We start from the raw sequence: 17,411 nt of genomic DNA on the forward strand, positions 1-17,411 counted from the left end.
ATGGAACCAGTTGATCGCGCTCCATCTTGGCTTTATTCACTATAAATTCTTTTTAATTGTAAAATCTCTGCGTTCATCGCTTTTAAATCGCCCCGCAGATAATATTTTTTCACTTCTTGCAACATACTCAGTAATGCATACCAGTAAATTTTCTCAATCACTTCACTACTGCCGTGGATGCCATAACGCATCAACCAATGAGGCCAACTTGATAAAGGAACGTAATGTCCTAGAATCGTACCGATATCCATTGCTGGGTCAGCAAACATAATCGAGTCCCAATCCACAAGATATAGATAGTTTTGACAAACCAACCAGTTTCGATAGTTGACATCACCATGCACGACTGTAGCCTTTTGGGCTTGAAAATCTGGAATATTTTTTTTCAGATAGGTGGTCACCAAATGAATGAATTGATTTTGCGCCACTGATTTGGGCAAATCTTCCGTAAACTCCTTGACCATCTTTTCTGGAGTCATCACTTGTCCACCAATTTTACTAAGCATTTGTGCCAATGTTTTGGAGTGATGCAAATGATACAACACATCGATCACATCATTGCGCTGACCGATTTCTTCAGGATCTAAGACCCTTCCCTCAAGCCATTCTTGCGCGGATAACGTGTCCCCGTTTCCCGTCCGCTTGGTCCAAACGAGCTTCGGCGTAATGCCCTCTTTGGAGAGTGCAGCCAGCATAGGAGTCGTATTCCGTTTGATAAAGACTTTGTCGTTGTCTTTAAGCCCAATATAGGCTTTTCCGGTGTCGCCTTTGATTGGCCGCATACGCCAATCTTGATCCAAACGAATATCCATCCTAACTTCTCTCCTTATTTCACAGTAACTCTTATTCTAGCTTCCTAAAGTGTTGCCGTCAAGCGCATATGCGTTCGCTTTTTTTGAGAAAAACAGATAAAATCATGGATTCATTTTTTTGAGCCTAACTGGTAAGTAAAGTTTCAAAAATCCTCCGGTAAAAACGAAGTAGCCAAAGGCATTCAGGCCCCATTGCGCAATCGTCGCCAAGGTGAAGCAGCCTATCACCGCAAAAATCAGTGCTGTCAAAAATAACAGTAACGCCAAGACTTTTTTCATGGCATCAACGCTTTGTTTTGCTTGTACCGGATACAAGTGGGTCAAGACCATATATTGAAATGCATTGGTCAATGGAATGAGTTGAAAGCCAATCAAATAAATAAACAAGCAGCCTATGATCAAACTAATCCACGATTCTTGTACAAAACTAAGAATCAAACTCGCTATCACAGTGAGACGGAGGTATAACCCACCATATTGCCCCCCTCGAACCAAGCGTCGCAAGTACAGATAGAGATAGGTGTTTTTGTGCACCTTTGGCACCCAGTTCAATGTCCAGTCCAAGTATTTCCTGCGTTGGGCTTGCGCCGTTATTTGGGGTACATCGGTAAATAGATTGATAAATCGATAGATGCGATGCAGTCTTGTTTGTTCTTGTTGGATCATCTCATCCCAAGCCAACAACTGCTGAGGTGTTTTCAACAAGAAAACGAACCCTATAAACTGTGCCGCTGCCAGTAATAACCCGATCCAAGGAGACAGCCATAGGCTGCAACTGATTGATGCAAGCACCGCCAAAAACCAAATGATCCGCTGTCGTTTGACCTGTTCTGATGTCCCTTGATACAACCGCAGGCGTTGGGTCGTTAGTTCACTGATTTTCAGCAGCCACATCATCAGGACGTACACAGGAAAATAAGCAAATGGGACCGCAACAGAAACCACAATAAGAGGCATCGAAGCGCCAACGATCAGAAAAAGCACCGCAAGAGGCAGCCACATAGAATAACGCAAAGCACGTTTCAAGTAATCCGCCATTTGACTTTCTTTCGCCAATAAAAAAATCAAATCTGCTGGTTTCATCAACGTGGCTAGGCGTCCAAGTGACAAGGCACTTACCCACAAAAGCAGAATGATCCAGCCGCCAAGTGTAAAAGGCTGGGGCAATGTTTTCAGCAGTTCAGAGTAGTATAACCCCAATCCGCCAACTAAAAATGTACAAATCAAGGCAAAGTGGTCATTGAACACGTACCGTAAATACCGCATCATATGTTTTTGATGCTGCTGCAAACGTTGAGAAAAGAATTCAGTCATCATTATGGCTCCTTTGTCAGCGTTAGATATAAATCATCTAATGAAGCATCCGGCGTTTGGAACTCTGCTTGTAACTGCGCCAATGTGCCTTGTGCACGAATCTCACCATTATGCAGCAAGACAAACTTATCGCAATACTTTTCTGCAGTAGCCAAAATATGTGTAGACATCAAAATAGCCGCGCCAGATTGTTTCATTTCATTCATTAATTCTAATAAAGCATTGATTGCCAGTGGATCTAATCCCAAAAAAGGTTCATCAATGATGTAGACACTTGGTTCAATCAAAAAGGCGCAAAGAACCATCACCTTTTGCTTCATTCCTTTAGAAAAATTAGCGGGAAACCAATCCAGCTTATTTTCCAATCGAAAGGTTTTCAGCAGGCGTTCAGCTCTCGCCATCGCTTCAGCTTGCGGCAAATCATAGGCCATTGCTGTGATTTCAATATGCTCTCTTAATGTAAGTTCTTCATATAAAGAAGGTGTTTCTGGGATATACCCGATTTTTTTGCGGTAGTCTTCAGGATGTTCTTTCAGCGTCAGACCATCAATCGTGATTTTGCCGCTGTGGGGTTGCAAAAGACCAATGATTTCTTTGATCGTCGTACTTTTCCCGGCACCGTTTAAACCGATCAAACCCACCAACTCGCCATCTTCAATGGTAAAATCAATATTTTTCAAGACTGGCAGCTGATTATAACCGCCGGTCACATTTGCTACTTGTAATGTCATTCGTTTATCCTCCATTTTGCCAATTATACCATGTGCAAGCATGTGCAACAGCTACGAACCACTCTAGTCAAAGCGATTGGTGACTTGTAACGTATAGTCGTCTTCTCCGACAGCTATTGTCTCTGACGCTAAATCTTGGCTGCCGAAGCGCTCTTGCCACAACTGATTTTCTGCAGCTGGATAGACCACGATTTGAATGGCGCCTGCTGCCAAACGTGTGGTAAAGGCTTGGACTGCTGCTGGTTCATCATATGAAACCATATTGATGGTCAACGTATCTTCATCGATAGCTTGTTCTTTGGCCCACTGGGTGACAGCAGCAGTCATTGCTTCTTGCGTATCTTGCCCTAAAGCATTCTCTGAAACAACCGCAGCTGTCACGACTTCTTCTTTTGGTCTAGTCACTGAATAGATTAGCGAACCACCGACAGCGATGATCAAAATGCCTGCTATCAGCCACTCTTTGTATGCGTATGCCAAATAGCGTACTTTTTCAGGAACAGTTTTCTTTTGTTGCAGTGTTTTTTTTATGATTGGTTTCATGACTTCCTACTTTCGATTCGTTATTAGTGTTAAGTCTAGGGATGTCACAAATGAAATGCAAGCGTTTCTCAAGAAGTTTTTCATTTTTTTTAAGAGAATTCCCCCATCCTCTGATTTTGTCGAACCAGCTGTTGCGAATTGTGAATGGAAACTGACGAAAGCGAGTCAAATATGGTAAAGTAAGTAGAATAGATAAAGGAGGTTCTTGCAATGGACAATTGTATTTTTTGTAAAATCAGTCAAAAGGAGATTCCTAGCCATACAGTCTACGAAGATGAGGTTGTGTACGCTTTTTTAGACATTTCTCAAGTAACACCCGGTCACACCCTCGTCATTCCCAAAAAACATGTGATGGATATTTTTGCATTCGATGACTCACTGGCTGCGGAGGTATTTGCGCGAATCCCTAAAATCGCTCGGGCAATCGAAGCCGCTTTTCCTGAGATCGAAGGGTTGAATATCGTCAACAACAATAAAGAACTTGCGTATCAATCGGTCTTTCATTCACATATCCATTTGATTCCACGTTATAGCAAAGAAGATGATTTCTCGATGCATTTCGGCAACCATACAGAAGAATATACAGCTGAAGAATTGGCAGCTATTGCAAGTAACATCAGAAAGCAGGTGCGCTAGATGATTGGTCAATTCATGAAAGGATTGTTCTTTGGCTCATTGGCAGGCGGTTTAGGCGGACTGTTGTTTGCGCCAAAAAGTGGACACGAAACCCGGGAACAAATGATTCGGTATTTGGATGAAACAACAGAAGCAACCCTTGAATTCAATGATAGCGTCAAGAATTTAAAAGACGCAGTGATGGTTACGCGTAAAACGATGGATGAGACGATTCCGGTTGTGACAGAATCCTTCACCAAAGATTTAGCAGCCTTCAAATTCCAGGCCCAACCGCGGATCGAAAGAATCAAAACCCAGCTTGATCAGCTGAATCAGCATGTCGCAACGATTGCAGCCAAATCCGCGGATGAGGAATAGTCAGCAGAAACATTGTAGTTTTTATGAATTTTGTTTGAAACATCTACGGTTTTCTTTCCAACCATTTATAGAAGTGGTATAGTAAGAGCTGTGATTATTTAGAATTTTGAAGAAATAGGAGTGCTTACTAGAATGAAGAAAAAATTGATTTTAGCAGCCGTCAGTGCAATGAGCCTTTTTGCATTAGCTGCTTGTGGAAGTTCCAGTGAAGAAATTGCAACAATGAAAGGTGGAAAAATCACCGTTCAAGATTTTTATGATGAAGCCAAAACAGACTCAACCAACCAAAGTTTGATCCGTCAAATGGTCGTGTTAAAAGTATTCGATGAAAAATATGGCGATAAAGTTACAGATGATATGATCGATGAGCAATTCGATTCGTATGCTGATCAATACGGCGGCAGCGATGCATTTGAATCTGCGTTAGAATCTGCTGGTTATACAACCAAATCTTATCGCGAACAACTCAAACAAAATTTATCCTTACAAGAAGGCTTGAAAGCCAACATGGATATTACGGATGAAGACTTAAAAACTGCTTGGGATTCTTTCCATCCTGAAGTAGAAGCACAAATCATCAAAGTGGCAAGCGAAGATGATGCCAATGATGTATTAGACGAAGCGAAAAAAGATGACGCTGACTTTGGCGAAATTGCAAAAGACAAGTCAACAGATACAGCGACTGCCGAAGATGGCGGAACGATCAAATTTGATTCTACCTCAACAGACGTGCCAACAGAAGTGCAAACAGCTGCATTTGCCTTAAAAGATGGCGAAATTTCAGATGTGATCTCTGCTACGGACACATCAACTTATACAACAAGTTATTATGTTGTCAAAATGGTGAAAAACCAAGACAAAGGCAATGACATGGATAAATACAACGATGAATTAACAGAAATTGCACAAAATACATTGTTGAATGATTCAACTTTCGTTTCTTCAACCATCGGTACTGAATTACAAGCAGCAAATGTAAAAATGAAAGACTCTGATCTTGCTGATCTTCTTTCTGATTACATCACAGCTGCAGATACAGAAGACTCTACTACTGATTCTTCAGCAACTGATGCCACTGACAGTGACGCTGCAACTGATTCAACCGAAGATTCTACTGCGACAAGCGAAAGTGCTACTGATTCTTCTGCAGAATAATTTCTGATTGACTATAACGCTATTCTATAAAAGGTGTATCCACTGAAAAGTGGATACACCTTTTTGTTATAGCTGACAAAAAAAAGGCAACGTTTTATTAGCTACGTTGCCTCAATAATAAGTATGTTTATAATGATTTTTAATGAGCAGAATCAGAACTCATATTTGCTGTTACTTTTTCATCAATGCGTAAGAACGGCATATAGATAAATACACTGACCGCAATTATAGCAATTTGCAGAACTGCCGCACGCCAATCTCCTCCAGTTGCTAAAAATCCTGAAATAACTGGTGGTGTAGTCCAAGGAATCTGTACGACAACGTGATTGATCAACCCTACTGCTGTTGCAAAATATGCAACTGTTAAAGAAAATATAGGTGCCAAAACAAACGGAATAATCAAGCTGATATTAAATACGATTGGTAACCCAAAGATAATCGGCTCACTAATGTTGAATAATGCAGGTGTTACAGAAAGTTTCGCAAAATCCTTATAATCTTTTCGACGACTAAAGATGAATATAGCAATCAATAAAGCAATCGTATTGCCAGAACCGCCCATAACTGCAAAGGTATCTTTAAACGCCATATTGATGATATGGGGTATTTCTTCTCTATTCGCGTAAGCAGCCATATTTTCCTGCATATTTTGTAATAAGAATGGATCCAATAATGATCCGGAGATGACCGCTTGATGAATACCAAAACCGAAGAACAAATTAGCAATTGACGTAATCAATAAGAATCCTGGTAACCCCGTCGTAATTTTACTTAAAGGACCAGTAATGACAGTTGTAATCAACGTATTGACATCCATATCGAACAATTGATTGATAGCAAAAGAACCAATTGCAAATGTTGTCACAGTAATCATGATTGGAATCAATACATTGAATGATTTCAACACTGCTGGCGGAATATTGCCAGACAATTGAATTTGCAATTTTTTATTATTAGACAGCTTGATAAACATTTCTGTTGCAGCAAGTCCTACAAAAATCCCCACAAACATACCTGATGCTCCTGTATGCGTAACAGGAATGACACCACTGACTTCAAGTGCTTGTTGACTTCCTTCTGGAGTGAATAAAGTCATCATAGGCGTTAACACAACAAATGTGGAAATAGCAACTAAAACGGCAGCGATTTGATTGGTATAATTTCTACTCACACACATATGATAAGATACTGCTGCCACGACCAACAAAGTTGTGATACTCAAAGTTCCGTTACTGATTGATGTCCCTATCTCCTGTATTTTGGTCAAAATAGCAGGATCCACGATTTTCCCCATAAACCCTGTTGGTTCTAATATCACGTAATTGATCAATGTCACAAACCCTGCCAACATCATAAACGGCATAAAGGTTGCAAATGCATCTCGCAATGTGCGTAAGTGTATTTGATTACCTAACTTTGTTGCGACGATACCGAATTTTTCAAATATAGCATCTTTCTTACTCATAGCATTATCCATCTCCTTAAATTAGTTGTAACCGATTACTTATGAGATGATAATACACTACCTTTATTTTAAAGTAAATATCTTTTTTTAAAATTATATATCTTTTTATAAATAAAAAAATCAACATTCAAGTTGATTTTTATTTTTCCACAAACACTGCCTCAAAAACGAAATCTTGATACAAATGACGAGACAATGAATATTCAAAAGGAATACCTGAAGACAATGACACCACTTTATCGACCTCGATCATGAACGATCCAGGTTCAATCGCTAACACTTCAGCATCAAAATCATTCGCTGTATCTCCCTTGATCCATATATGTGAAGACTTGATTTCCAACCCTAATTCATCTGAAATATATCCATATACCGATCGTTTCAAGTGTTTTGGTTCTAATCCGGGAATAACTGAAAGCGGCATAAAGGTTTGCTCAATTGAATAAGGTGCATCATCAATAAATCGACTACGAATAATATTATAGACATATTCTTTAGGATCGATTTCTAAGATGTGGGCGACTTCATTTGTAGGCAATTCAATTGAGAAAGTATGGATTTCAGATGTGACATGTTCTTCACCAACCAAATCAAACAATCCTTCATTTGGTCCAAATACTTTTGAATTATCGATGGGTGTACGTAATACTTCTGTTCCATAGCCGCTACGTGTGTGCAATACCCCTTCTGAGACCAACAGATCAATTCCTTTTTTAACGGTTAATTTGCTTGTTTGGTACTCTTTTGCCAATACATCTCCCGGAGGAAGTTTCTCGCCAACTTTGTATGTTCCATTGGCTATTTTTTGTTTGATATCTGTATATACTTCAATATATTTTGGTTGTTTCTTCATGTGAACACTCCTTAACAATCAATCTTATCACTACTTTATCATAAACAAACCGATTTAAGCTACAAAAAATATACGCCATCGATAAAGATATATATTTTTGAATAAAACTATTTACTTTTAGATGTAAGCGATGTTAAAATAAAGCCAATGATTAGGAGGAATACACTATGACAAAAGAAACACAATTGGTATTTCCAAAAGATTTTTGGTGGGGATCTGCATGGTCCGCTGAACAAGCTGAAGGTCGGGGAGAAACAGGTAAAGCAGAAACCGTTTGGGAAAGATGGTTTAAAGAACAACCAAATCGTTTTTACAAACGGATCGGTCCTGATACGACAACAGATCATATTCATCGCTACCAAGATGATGTCCAATTGATGAAGCAAACCGGTCACAATTCATTTCGCGTTTCGATTTCATGGGCCCGCATGTTTCCTGATGATGGCATCGGTGAACCAAACAAAAAAGCGATTGCCTTTTATCGGGATTTATTTACTGAAATGAACAATAACGGCATCAAAGTTTTTGCAAATCTCTATCATTTTGATATGCCCGCAGCGTTACAAGACCAAGGTGGATGGGAATCTAGAGCAGTCGTTGACGCCTACGTCCGCTTTGCAGATACATGTTTTACCTATTTTGGTGATTTGGTATATCACTGGTTTACTTTCAATGAACCGTTAGGTCCTATTTTAGGCTCTTACCTTGAAGATTTCCATTATCCCAATCTCATTGACTTCAAAAGAGGTGCACAAGCAGCATTCTTTACGATTCTGGCACATGCAAAAGCAATTGAAGCATTTAAAAAACATCAACTGGAAAGTAAAATCGGTGTCATTCTTAATTTAAGCCCGACTTTTCCAAGAAGTCAGAACCCTGCTGATGTAAAGGCAGCTGAAATTGCTGATTTATTCTACACCAGAAGCTTCTTAGATCCTATGGTCAAAGGGACATTTCCAGAGAAATTGACCAGCCTGCTAAAAACATATGATCAAATGCCAGTAGATTATCAGACTGCTGATTTAACCATTATCAAAGAAAATACGGCACAAATTTTAGGACTAAATTATTATGAACCCCGTCGTGTCAAAGCTCGGTTGACCGCCATCAATCCCGATGGTCCATTCTTGCCCGACTGGTTCTTCGAGCATCATGTGATGCCTGGTCGACGCATGAACGAGTACCGCGGATGGGAAATTTACGAAAAAGGAATCTACGATTTATGTATCGATATCCGTGATAATTATGGAAATATAGAAGCGTTTATTTCAGAAAATGGGATGGGTGTAGCTGATGAAGAACGCTTCATGGATAAACAAGGAAAAGTAATCGATGACTATCGCATCACGTTTATCCAAGATCACTTAGCTTATTTATGGCAAGCAATACAAGATGGCTGTAATATCAAAGGGTATCATTTATGGACATTCATTGATTGCTGGTCCTGGATAAATTCTTACAAGAACCGATATGGGCTTGTATCATTGGATTTAGCTACGCAAAAAAGAACAATCAAAAAAAGTGGCTATTTTTATAAGACACTAAGTGAACAAAATGGGTTCTCCTATGATACTGATTTATTGATACGGTGAGAATGATTACAAGTATAAAGAAGTACAGTCTCTTTCATGAGTGAGACTGTACTTCTTTCATCCGCGCATATCCACACGCATCAATACGTGATTTGGCCGGAAGTTTTCTGATGCTTGATAGATCAATTTCCCCGATTCGATTTTATATAGATTATAGCCATAACGTTCTTCAAAACGGACTATCCCGTCCCCTTCATCTTCTCCGACAAACGACATACTTGCGACTGTAAAATAGGGGATGCCTTTGATTGTACCTGTATATGCATGATGGGTGTGTCCACACAGAATGGCGCAAACTGAAACGCTTGTCAGTAACTCAAACAAACGTTTTGCTCCTGGCCAAGCAGCTGTGCTCGCTTGATCGTCAACCAAGTGGTGGTGTGTTACAAAAAGTATTGGCTTATCTTGACACGAGGTCAGCGATTTTTCAAGCCATGAAAATTGGGCTTCATCGATAACCCCATCAGAAAAACCATGGCAAGAATTATCAAAACTAACAATATAAAAAGATCCCGCATCAGTAATAGTATTATACGGCGATGCATCACTTGACTCTTCGCACCAGCCTTGTCGGAAATGTTCCTTGATGTCATGATTACCCAAAGTGACCAAAATAGGGACATCTCCAATCAATTGTTGAATGCTCTGTTTAAGATACGCATAATCTTGCGATGAACCGTCTTCTGTCAAATCTCCACTAATGATCAACAAATCAATTGCCCTATTTTCTTGCGCCCGTTTGATACAGTCAGTCAAAGGAATCAATGGGTTTCTCATCTGTCCAAGCATACCTTGATACCCTTTAGTTTGTGTGGAATACTGTTGGCGATAATGAATGTCTGAAACATGTAATATATTCATACGGTCATCTCAATTTCTTTCTAATGATACCGGTCAGCTGATCCAGTATAAAGACAGTAACAACGACACCTAGCAAAATGATGCTTACTTTGCTCCATGTTCGCGTTTGAATGGCGAAGATCAAGGGTGCACCGATTCCTCCGGCACCAACTAAACCTAAAGTCGCAGCACTTCGAACAGCAATCTCAAAATGATTTAGCGCAAATGAACTATAAATAGGGGCTAAATAGGGTACCCGAACAAAGAACATTGTTTGCCAAAAATTGGCACCTACCGCCTGTGACTCCTCAATCAAGTGGTCATTCATCGCTTCCATCTCTTCTGTAAATAGTTTACCTAACATACCAATTTGATGGATACCGATAGCCATAACCCCTGCGAAAGGTCCTGGTCCAACAATTTTCACAAAAATGATCGCATATACCAATTCTGGAAAGGCCCGTAACACATTACAAATCATTTTACCGATTTTAGCTACCCATGGGGCACTGTGCCAAAGATTGCTTGCACTGATCCATGCAATTGGAATGGCGAAAACTGTGGCGATCATTGTCCCTAAGCAAGCAATCGCCAACGTGAGCAGCAACAAACTTACTAGATCTTCCCCGCTTCCATCATAGAGAAAAGCCCAATTTGGTTGACTTAGCCCACGTACCACTTCCTTTCCTAAGGCAAGTGAAAAGGTACTTAAGCTAGAATAATCTAATGTAAACAAAGCAAGCAGAAACAATACTACAAACAAACAGAACCAGGCCCATGTTGTTTTTTTGATTTCTTTCAGCATCATAGAAATGACCTCCTGACCCGTTCACTGCAGAAATCAACTACTGCAACCGTTAATAGAATCAGTATAATGATCATCGATACTCGTTCGTAATTCAATAATGCCAATGATGCATTCAAAATCACACCAATGCCTCCAGCCCCTACATATCCCAGAACTGTTGAGGCCCGGACATTCACTTCAAAGGCATAAAACGTATAACTTGCAAACTGGCCCATCACTTGAGGCAAAATAGCGAACACGGTGATTTGCCATTTATTAGCACCCACAGCGGTGGCCGCTTCTATTGGTGCCAGATCGATCGTTTCAATTGCTTGAAACATCAATTGGGAAACCATCCCAAACGTAAAGACGGCAATCGTTAATACACCAGTCGCTTCCCCTATACCTACGATTGCAACGAATAACGCCGCCAATAATAAGTTCGGGACGGTCCTTATCAAGCCTAAAATAAAGCGAATCACTAAAGAGACCCACCGATTTTCAGTTACGACGGTTGTCGCGAATAAACTAAAAGGCAATGCTGCAGCCACACCAATAACCGTCCCCAAAAACGACATTTGCAATGTCTTGACTAATGGAAGAATCAGCTTGGGGATATAATGAACATCTGGTTGTAAAAACCGTGAAAAGAAGGCAGTCATTTGATTGCTGTTTGTCCAAATTTTCGAAAACTCTGCTCCTGTAAGCCACACACTGCTCCGAAAGAACAGCAATAAGAGCGCCAAGAGTAATACATGCTTATATAGATTAAAGTGAACCGTATCTCTCAACTTCAAAGATCTCGCCCACTTTCTTCAAAAATAGCTTTGCCATAGATTTGTTCAAGCCGTTCATCAGTCAATGCTTCGGCTGTACCATCAAAGACAACTGTCCCAGCTTTCAAGGCAATCACTCTTGTCGCATAGGTTCGAGCCAACGGCACGGAATGCAAGTTGATGACGATCGTTTTTGCCATATTTTGATTGATCTGCTGTAAATCCCGCATCACCTTTTCCGTTGTAATCGGATCAAGAGAGGCCACGGGTTCATCCGCCAAAATAATGGGGGCTTGCTGAACCAAAGCACGGGCGATCAATACCCGTTGTTGCTGTCCCCCACTAAGCTGATCGCTGCGTGTCTGCAGTTTATCTAACAATCCGACAGCTGCTAAAGCTGCTTGTGTCTGCTGGTAATCTTCGGCTGTAAACAGACCCAAGATACTTTTCCATGTACTGTAATAACCTAACCTGCCAGATAATACATTTTTCTGAACTGTGCTGCGTTTGACCAGATTGAACTGCTGAGATATCAAACCGATTTGTCGGCGGATCAGGCGTAACTCCCGCTTGTTGGCTTTGGTCACTGACCGACCATTGATGCGAATATCCCCTTTTGTAATCGGCACTAATTGATTGATTGACCGCAAGAGGGTGCTTTTTCCTGCACCACTGAGCCCAATGATCGCCACAAATTCTCCCTGCTCTATCGTTAAATTGATATCGTCTAATCCTTGAACCCCATTTGGGTAAGTTTTTGATACGTGATCAAATGTTATCATCTTTTTATCTCCATCTATGTAAAGATAGTCCCGTCATCATCGGCACTATCTTTTGATTTTATTCAGCAGCTTTTTGGGTATAGGCACGAATCGTGTCGTAGGCAGTGTCTGCAGCTTCTTCATAGCCTTGATGCCCCCACAATGCCATCGCTTCGGCACCTTCTTCATCATCCGCCATATGCAAGAAGACCTCTTTTATGTCTGATTTCAGAGTATCATCCATTGTTGGTTGAACGGCAATCGCATCGTTCGGAATATCACCCTCAGTTAAATACAACACCTTTAATTCAGTAAAAAGATCATTCTCAGCAAAACTAGATGCAAATACGTTTCGGGCACCTTCAAACACAAAAGCCGCATCCATTTGGCCATTCAAGACTGCAGTGAACTCGCTTGGAATATCATTGACTGTTGTCAATGTAGCATCTGTTGTTGGATCAACACCCGCATCTTTCATTTCGGCGACTGGATAAATATAGCCACTTGCCGAATTAGGACTTAATGTGGCTATCTTCTTGCCTTTTAAATCTGTTAGCTCGTTTAGTCCACTATCTGCCCGAACCAAAATCTCACCTTTGAATGTATTGGTCTTTTCCCCTTCAATCGGCAAACCCGTTTCTTGGTCATATTCTCCCAATTGAGAGGTTAAAATTGCTTCCGCGGCATCCATATCTTTCGCTTGAACATAGGCGGCTGGCGGCATAATCCCAAGATCCACTTGACCTGAGGCCATCGCTTCAACGATCGTTGAATAATCTGTAGCTAGTGTCACCTCTACCTCACGGTCTAATTTTTTAGATAAATATTCAGCAAATGGTTTTGCTTTGGCCTCCATCGTGCCATCATTGTTTGTAGGCACAAATTGAACCACCAATTTGTCTGCTGCTGCAGATTCCGTATCTCCTTTGCTGCTGCATCCTGTCAAAAATAAAGCCAAACTGATTGCTATTAGCCCTTTAGTCATCTTTTTTATAGCCATTTTTTCTCCTCCTATTGGATCATTCTCGTTTACCTGTAAATCATAGCAATTTTTATAGATAAAAGAAGTGACATATGTCCTATTTTACCTTATTTTTACATACATTTTACATAATTATATTTTAATTGTTCGTGTTGAGTCTCTTGGCTATCTACGCTATACTAGAGCGTAGTACGAGGAGGCACAATTGATGAAAACCATCCGAGATAAAAAGCGTTTAGCATCCTATATTGAGACTTTCGACTTGCAAGAATATATGGATTGTGACTTACTGTCTATGTCTACATTGCAATCATTTGATAAAGAAGAACATTTGATACGTACAGAAACCCCTTCAGAGTACCTATATTTCCTCGTCGAGGGTACAGTCATGGTGTATTCATTTTCCTCAGACACGCAAACGATTTGTATCGATTATGCGCAACCGGCAGCACCATTAGGCGAAGCCTCTTCTCTATGGGGGCTAATGCCAAAGAGTAGCGTAAAAGCTGCATCAACTTGCGTATGTGTCTGTATCCCTTTGCAAAAGTACCGATCGGCGTTACAGCAAGATGTTCGGTTTTTACAAACTATCTGTCAACTACTCAGCTATCGACTAAATGCAGGTATCACATTAGCAAATGCATTAAATACGCCAGTGGAATCCCGTTTGGCCAAGTTTATGTTAGCCAATCAAGAAAATGAGCGTTTTTCATTTCAGCTAACGACATGTGCCGCTATTCTGAATGTCAGCTACCGTCATCTTTTACGAACGATCAATAACTTTAGAGAAGAAAAATGGATTGAAAAAAGCAAAAAAGGCTATATCTTAACTGATATAGCCGCACTTGCATCTTTAGCAGAAAATCTAAGTGAATAAAAAAGTCGATGTACATGCGGAAAACCACCTTTGATACAAAAGTGGTTTTCCGCACATCTATCGACTTTATTTGTTCAGCAAGTCAACGAAAATCTCAGCCAACGCTTGATCATCATTGAAAGGCGGCAAGTAATAGAAATCTGTTCCACCCGCCTCTAAAAAGTAGCCTTTGTTTTCTTGCGTTAATTCTTCGATTGTTTCTAAACAGTCCGCCACAAACCCAGGGGCAATGACCAAGATTTTCTTGCTTTTCTGTTCAGGCAAAGCTTTCATTGTCGCATCCGTGGCCGGTGTCAACCATTCGTTGGGACCAAATTTAGATTGGTACGTTTGGAGGTGGGGAATTTCGACCGCCAATTTTTCCATGATTAAACGCGTTGTCTCCGTGCATTCATCTGGATAACGATCCCCATCTGTCACATAAGATGCGGGAATACCATGATAAGAAAAATTCAACGTATCCACTGCATGCTCCTTTACAGCTTGCGCATTCTTCTCAGCATAATAATCAATATATTTGGGATGATCATAGAAAGAGCTAATAAAGCGAAGATCAATGATCTTATCTGATCGACGAAAGAACGCCATCACATCATCAAACACTGATCCCACGGTGGTTCCAGAATATTGCGGATACAATGGGATGATCGTTAAATCATTCACTCCAGCTTGCAGCATCTCTTCGATTGCCTCAGGGATCAATGGCGAACTGTACGACATGGCAATCCCAACTTTTGTATGTGGCAATAATCGTCGTACATTGGCTGCTTGGGCGCGGGCGTATTTCAATAATGGCGATACGCCATCTTCAAATATCATTTCATATAAGGCCGCTGATTGTTTGGGTCGCGTAGTCAATATAAATCCATGCAAAATAGGCTGCCACAAAATACTCGGCATTTTGATGATACGCTTATCAGATAGAAAAGGTTTCAACTATTTCTTTACGTCTTGGGGATCAGGACTATCAGGCGTCCCTAAGTTGATCAATAATACGCCCCGCTTTTTTTCCACGGATCCATCTCCTTTATTTCATATTGAACAAAAGATTAATATACCGTATTTCCGCGCTTTTCCACCTAAGGTACGCTTGTGAAATGACGAAGCGTTTTGCACCTGACCACCCATGCTGACCTATCCTTGTATTCCGTGTTTCAACCAATGGACTTTAAAATCAAAATCTCGGATCAGTTCTTCAGCCGTCCACTGATTGGCATAGGCATCTGTCAAACTATCGATCACAAGCTTCATAGAAAAATACAAGAAACTCATCGCTTCGTCTTCTCCATCGATCGTAAAATGATTTGCGGCTAATATTTTTTGCCATGCATCAGCACCATGAGGATCGGCACTGCGGTAGGAAAACAAATAACTGTTTTGTGTCAGCAATTGCAATTCTTTATAGGCATCTGACGTATCTGCATAGCCCAAAGCTTCTGTCAGAAAAACAGACAATCCTGCGAAGAAGTCATCATGATGCGCCCCAATTCTTTGCAAAATACGGCCATGAATCTTATTGGCAGCATCTTTGATCAAATAATCATAGGCATCATTCAAGTCTTCAAAATATTTATAAAAAATTCCCCGCGACATCTGCAGGTCATGAACGATTTCACTGACTTTCACTTGACTCAATGGTTGTTTAGCAAAGACTTGCAGCAGCACACCACGGACGAATGCCTTTTTTTCTGGAGGCAAATGATTAAAGGTCGCTTTTGGCATGATTCTGACCTCCTGTTTCTTTTTTTTAAATTATAGCACAAAAAAAGGAAACAAAAACGGTGACAAAATGTCACCGAGGGTGTATGATACATCTCGAAAGGGGAAATCAATTATGTATTTAGCGTGGAAAGAAATTCGCTATGCCAAATTACGGTATAGTTTGATCATAGGCATCATGCTCCTTGTAGCGTATGTTGTCTTTATGTTATCAGGTCTTGCAAATGGCCTATCCGACGGGCACAAAAAGGCTGTCAGCGATTGGGGGGCATCTTCGATCATTCTGTCAGAGGACAGTAACAAAGTGGTTAGTGCATCGATTCTGACACAAGGTGACTTGGATCGTGTCACTGCAAAAGAAAAAGCCGCAGTCGGTTTGACCGCATCCGCCATTTCTCATGAAAACAATTCAAAAAAAACCAATATCTCAGTTTTCGGAGCACAAGCCAACAGTTTCGTTGTCCCTGACGTCATCGACGGGCGTCTTTATCAAGCAGCTGATGAAGTGATTGTCTCTGAGAATGTATTAACAGATGGATTCAAACTGGGGGATAAAATTACTTTAGGCAGTGACGATACGATCTTTACTATCGTTGGTGTGACCAAGGCCACAACTTATAGCGTGGTCCCTGTCCTTTATCTCGATTTGGATGCTTTCGCCCAGCTGAAATACGGCAATCAAACCTATACGGAAGATAGCCAAAAACCGATCACATTGATTGCCACAAAATCGACTGCTTCGAATATAACCCTCGAGAATGAGGATGAGACAACAATGTTAACTGCACTGACTATGGATGACTTTATCCAAAATCTCCCTGGTTATTCAGCAGAGAAGCTAACACTGAATGCCATGGTCTACTTCTTGTTCATCGTGGTTGCAGCAGTTGTCGGTATCTTTTTGTATGTGATGACTTTGCAAAAAACAGCACTCTTTGGCATATTGAAAGCCCAAGGTGTCGCCACTGGCTATTTGATTCGTTCGATTGTCGGACAATCCTTGATCGTTAGTGTGGTTGGTGTAGGATTGGCTTTCCTTCTCAGCTATGCAACAAGTCTTGTTTTACCAACAGCGATGCCTTTCACCGTTGATCTGCCACAATGGGCAATGTACGGTGTGCTTTTGATTTTTGTATCAATGATTGGCGGTCTCTTTTCTATTCGGACTGTGACAAACGTTGATCCTATTACTGCGATTGGAGGCGAATAAG

The 17,411-nt window shown here is 40.7% G+C and carries 19 protein-coding genes; 6 read left to right on the plus strand and 13 right to left on the minus strand.

All coding sequences use genetic code 11. The features are described 5' to 3' along the window. Window positions 1–32 precede the first annotated feature (32 nt). From A5886_RS14320 to A5886_RS14335, 4 genes are all read right to left on the minus strand, one after another. The gene (locus A5886_RS14320; RefSeq protein WP_086275756.1) at window positions 33–812 is read right to left on the minus strand and encodes a phosphotransferase family protein; all 780 of its coding nucleotides are present in this window, start codon (window positions 810–812) and stop codon (window positions 33–35) included. Window positions 813–914: 102 nt separating this feature from the next. Next, the gene (locus A5886_RS14325) at window positions 915–2,126 is read right to left on the minus strand and encodes an ABC transporter permease (protein WP_086275757.1); all 1,212 of its coding nucleotides are present in this window, start codon (window positions 2,124–2,126) and stop codon (window positions 915–917) included. Between the two features lie 2 nt (window positions 2,127–2,128). Beyond that, window positions 2,129–2,857, minus strand: a complete 729-nt coding sequence (locus A5886_RS14330; RefSeq protein ID WP_086275758.1) for an ABC transporter ATP-binding protein — start codon at window positions 2,855–2,857, stop codon at window positions 2,129–2,131. A 63-nt stretch (window positions 2,858–2,920) separates the two neighbouring features. Further along, the gene (locus A5886_RS14335) at window positions 2,921–3,400 is read right to left on the minus strand and encodes a hypothetical protein (RefSeq protein WP_086275759.1); all 480 of its coding nucleotides are present in this window, start codon (window positions 3,398–3,400) and stop codon (window positions 2,921–2,923) included. 210 nt (window positions 3,401–3,610) lie between these two features. On the opposite strand from A5886_RS14335, the gene A5886_RS14345 reads away from it, so the two are divergent. The 3 genes from A5886_RS14345 to A5886_RS14355 all read left to right on the plus strand — a co-directional run bounded on the left by A5886_RS14345 (window position 3,611) and on the right by A5886_RS14355 (window position 5,548). Continuing rightward, window positions 3,611–4,036, plus strand: a complete 426-nt coding sequence (locus tag A5886_RS14345) for an HIT family protein (protein WP_086275761.1) — start codon at window positions 3,611–3,613, stop codon at window positions 4,034–4,036. Further along, window positions 4,037–4,393 carry a YtxH domain-containing protein gene (locus tag A5886_RS14350; RefSeq protein ID WP_086275762.1) on the plus strand — a complete coding sequence of 119 codons (357 nt, stop codon included), beginning with the start codon at window positions 4,037–4,039 and terminating at the stop codon, window positions 4,391–4,393. A gap of 132 nt (window positions 4,394–4,525) precedes the next feature. Further along, window positions 4,526–5,548, plus strand: coding sequence for a peptidylprolyl isomerase (locus tag A5886_RS14355; protein WP_086275763.1), 1,023 nt, complete (start codon window positions 4,526–4,528; stop codon window positions 5,546–5,548). Window positions 5,549–5,687: 139 nt separating this feature from the next. Here A5886_RS14355 and A5886_RS14360 read toward each other — a convergent pair whose 3' ends face one another. Continuing rightward, complete coding sequence (locus tag A5886_RS14360; RefSeq protein ID WP_086275764.1) at window positions 5,688–7,013, minus strand: PTS sugar transporter subunit IIC; 1,326 nt, start codon at window positions 7,011–7,013, stop codon at window positions 5,688–5,690. A gap of 139 nt (window positions 7,014–7,152) precedes the next feature. Then, window positions 7,153–7,866: a GntR family transcriptional regulator gene (locus tag A5886_RS14365; RefSeq protein ID WP_086275765.1), complete on the minus strand. Its 714-nt coding sequence runs from the start codon at window positions 7,864–7,866 to the stop codon at window positions 7,153–7,155. A gap of 167 nt (window positions 7,867–8,033) precedes the next feature. Between A5886_RS14365 and A5886_RS14370 the strand changes: the two genes are divergently transcribed. Then, on the plus strand, window positions 8,034–9,458 hold the full coding sequence (locus A5886_RS14370; protein ID WP_086275766.1) for a glycoside hydrolase family 1 protein: 1,425 nt from the start codon (window positions 8,034–8,036) through the stop codon (window positions 9,456–9,458). A gap of 57 nt (window positions 9,459–9,515) precedes the next feature. Here A5886_RS14370 and A5886_RS14375 read toward each other — a convergent pair whose 3' ends face one another. From A5886_RS14375 to A5886_RS14395, 5 genes are read right to left on the minus strand one after another with little or no spacing between them, the layout of a single operon-like run. Further along, a complete protein-coding gene (locus tag A5886_RS14375) occupies window positions 9,516–10,319 on the minus strand; it encodes a metallophosphoesterase family protein (protein WP_086275767.1) in 804 nt (267 codons plus the stop codon). A gap of 4 nt (window positions 10,320–10,323) precedes the next feature. Then, window positions 10,324–11,106 carry a phosphonate ABC transporter, permease protein PhnE gene (phnE, locus tag A5886_RS14380; RefSeq protein WP_086275768.1) on the minus strand — a complete coding sequence of 261 codons (783 nt, stop codon included), beginning with the start codon at window positions 11,104–11,106 and terminating at the stop codon, window positions 10,324–10,326. Beyond that, the gene (gene phnE / locus A5886_RS14385; RefSeq protein ID WP_086275769.1) at window positions 11,103–11,882 is read right to left on the minus strand and encodes a phosphonate ABC transporter, permease protein PhnE; all 780 of its coding nucleotides are present in this window, start codon (window positions 11,880–11,882) and stop codon (window positions 11,103–11,105) included. Before phnE (A5886_RS14385) ends, phnE (A5886_RS14380) begins: the two co-directional genes overlap by 4 nt. After that, window positions 11,879–12,643: a phosphonate ABC transporter ATP-binding protein gene (phnC, locus tag A5886_RS14390; protein ID WP_086275770.1), complete on the minus strand. Its 765-nt coding sequence runs from the start codon at window positions 12,641–12,643 to the stop codon at window positions 11,879–11,881. Before phnC ends, phnE (A5886_RS14385) begins: the two co-directional genes overlap by 4 nt. A gap of 58 nt (window positions 12,644–12,701) precedes the next feature. Beyond that, entirely contained in the window at window positions 12,702–13,622 is a 921-nt protein-coding gene (locus A5886_RS14395) for a phosphate/phosphite/phosphonate ABC transporter substrate-binding protein (protein WP_086275771.1), read from the minus strand. Window positions 13,623–13,812: 190 nt separating this feature from the next. Between A5886_RS14395 and A5886_RS14400 the strand changes: the two genes are divergently transcribed. After that, window positions 13,813–14,481 (plus strand): cyclic nucleotide-binding domain-containing protein, encoded by a 669-nt coding sequence (locus tag A5886_RS14400; RefSeq protein ID WP_086275772.1) that lies wholly within the window; start codon window positions 13,813–13,815, stop codon window positions 14,479–14,481. A 66-nt stretch (window positions 14,482–14,547) separates the two neighbouring features. Here the strand turns inward: A5886_RS14400 and hemH are convergent, their stop codons facing one another. Both hemH and A5886_RS14410 read right to left on the minus strand, forming a co-directional pair. Then, complete coding sequence (gene hemH, locus A5886_RS14405) at window positions 14,548–15,417, minus strand: ferrochelatase (RefSeq protein ID WP_256926234.1); 870 nt, start codon at window positions 15,415–15,417, stop codon at window positions 14,548–14,550. Window positions 15,418–15,615: 198 nt separating this feature from the next. Beyond that, window positions 15,616–16,203 (minus strand): TetR/AcrR family transcriptional regulator, encoded by a 588-nt coding sequence (locus tag A5886_RS14410; RefSeq protein WP_086275773.1) that lies wholly within the window; start codon window positions 16,201–16,203, stop codon window positions 15,616–15,618. Between the two features lie 112 nt (window positions 16,204–16,315). Here A5886_RS14410 and A5886_RS14415 point away from each other — a divergent pair, with 112 nt between their 5' ends. Then, window positions 16,316–17,410: an ABC transporter permease gene (locus A5886_RS14415; RefSeq protein WP_086275774.1), complete on the plus strand. Its 1,095-nt coding sequence runs from the start codon at window positions 16,316–16,318 to the stop codon at window positions 17,408–17,410. Window position 17,411 lies beyond the last annotated feature (1 nt).

The sequence above is a fragment of the Candidatus Enterococcus testudinis genome (genome assembly GCF_002140915.1).
GTDB lineage: Bacteria > Bacillota > Bacilli > Lactobacillales > Enterococcaceae > Enterococcus_D > Enterococcus_D testudinis.

Coding starts and splice junctions, on each gene's coding strand:
- A5886_RS14320 (WP_086275756.1), bottom strand. CDS start 812: ATGGATATTCGTTTGGATCAAGATTGGCGTATGCGGCCAATCAAAGGC.
- A5886_RS14325 (WP_086275757.1), bottom strand. CDS start 2,126: ATGACTGAATTCTTTTCTCAACGTTTGCAGCAGCATCAAAAACATATG.
- A5886_RS14330 (WP_086275758.1), bottom strand. CDS start 2,857: ATGACATTACAAGTAGCAAATGTGACCGGCGGTTATAATCAGCTGCCA.
- A5886_RS14335 (WP_086275759.1), bottom strand. CDS start 3,400: ATGAAACCAATCATAAAAAAAACACTGCAACAAAAGAAAACTGTTCCT.
- A5886_RS14345 (WP_086275761.1), top strand. CDS start 3,611: ATGGACAATTGTATTTTTTGTAAAATCAGTCAAAAGGAGATTCCTAGC.
- A5886_RS14350 (WP_086275762.1), top strand. CDS start 4,037: ATGATTGGTCAATTCATGAAAGGATTGTTCTTTGGCTCATTGGCAGGC.
- A5886_RS14355 (WP_086275763.1), top strand. CDS start 4,526: ATGAAGAAAAAATTGATTTTAGCAGCCGTCAGTGCAATGAGCCTTTTT.
- A5886_RS14360 (WP_086275764.1), bottom strand. CDS start 7,013: ATGAGTAAGAAAGATGCTATATTTGAAAAATTCGGTATCGTCGCAACA.
- A5886_RS14365 (WP_086275765.1), bottom strand. CDS start 7,866: ATGAAGAAACAACCAAAATATATTGAAGTATATACAGATATCAAACAA.
- A5886_RS14370 (WP_086275766.1), top strand. CDS start 8,034: ATGACAAAAGAAACACAATTGGTATTTCCAAAAGATTTTTGGTGGGGA.
- A5886_RS14375 (WP_086275767.1), bottom strand. CDS start 10,319: ATGAATATATTACATGTTTCAGACATTCATTATCGCCAACAGTATTCC.
- phnE (WP_086275768.1), bottom strand. CDS start 11,106: ATGATGCTGAAAGAAATCAAAAAAACAACATGGGCCTGGTTCTGTTTG.
- phnC (WP_086275770.1), bottom strand. CDS start 12,643: ATGATAACATTTGATCACGTATCAAAAACTTACCCAAATGGGGTTCAA.
- A5886_RS14395 (WP_086275771.1), bottom strand. CDS start 13,622: ATGGCTATAAAAAAGATGACTAAAGGGCTAATAGCAATCAGTTTGGCT.
- A5886_RS14400 (WP_086275772.1), top strand. CDS start 13,813: ATGAAAACCATCCGAGATAAAAAGCGTTTAGCATCCTATATTGAGACT.
- A5886_RS14410 (WP_086275773.1), bottom strand. CDS start 16,203: ATGCCAAAAGCGACCTTTAATCATTTGCCTCCAGAAAAAAAGGCATTC.
- A5886_RS14415 (WP_086275774.1), top strand. CDS start 16,316: ATGTATTTAGCGTGGAAAGAAATTCGCTATGCCAAATTACGGTATAGT.